Source organism: Pseudomonas sp. NPDC087639 (assembly GCF_044743385.1).
Classification (GTDB): domain Bacteria; phylum Pseudomonadota; class Gammaproteobacteria; order Pseudomonadales; family Pseudomonadaceae; genus Aquipseudomonas.
Window position 1 is genome coordinate 1,335 of record NZ_JBIUWI010000171.1, and the last position, 696, is coordinate 2,030.

General features: G+C 62.2%; 1 protein-coding gene and 1 pseudogene. Both read right to left on the reverse strand.

Translation table 11 applies throughout. From position 1 onward, the window contains the following. A pseudogene (locus tag ACIOVB_RS27610) lies at window positions 1-272 on the reverse strand (NADH-quinone oxidoreductase subunit F); the annotation flags it as partial. Next, window positions 269-696, reverse strand: a 428-nt coding sequence (nuoE, locus tag ACIOVB_RS27615; protein WP_401272286.1) for an NADH-quinone oxidoreductase subunit NuoE, incomplete at its 5' end; no start/stop codon positions are given. The gene nuoE and the pseudogene ACIOVB_RS27610, both read right to left, overlap by 4 nt.

A 696-nucleotide genomic window follows, 5' to 3' on the forward strand; every position in this document is an offset into this window, starting at 1 on the left:
TTGATGGATTCGTCTTTGGGCATCAGGCCCCACTTCACACCCGTGGGGAAGCCTGCACCGCCGCGACCTTTGAGGCCTGCGTCTTTCACGGTCTGGACGATGTCGTCCTGGGCCATGTCGGCGAAGGCTTTGCGCGCTGCGGCGTAACCGTTCTTGGCCTGGTATTCGTCGAGCCACACGGCTTCGCCGTCGTCACGCAGACGCCAGGTCAGCGGGTGTGTCTCGGCCGAACGCTTGATGCGGTTGGCCGGGCCGAAAGATGTCAGGGTCATACGTAGCCCTCGAGCAGTTTGGCAACGCCAGCAGGCTGCACATCACCAAAGGTGTCGTCGTCGATCATCAGCGCCGGAGCCTTGTCGCAGTTGCCGAGGCAGCAGACAGGCAGCAGGGTGAACCGACCGTCGGTGGTGGTCTGACCCAGGCCGATGCCCAGATTGTTCTGGATTTCGCTGACCACCGACTCGTGGCCGCCGATATAGCAGACCATGCTGTCGCAGACGCGAATGATGTGACGGCCGACCGGTTGACGGAAGATCTGGCTATAGAACGTCGCCACACCTTCAACGTCGCTGGCCGGGATGCCGAGGATCTCGCCGATTGCGTACAAGGCGCCATCCGGCACCCAGCCGCGTTCTTTCTGAACGATCTTCAGGGCTTCGATCGACGCCGCGCGCGGGTCTTCGTAGTGATGCAGCT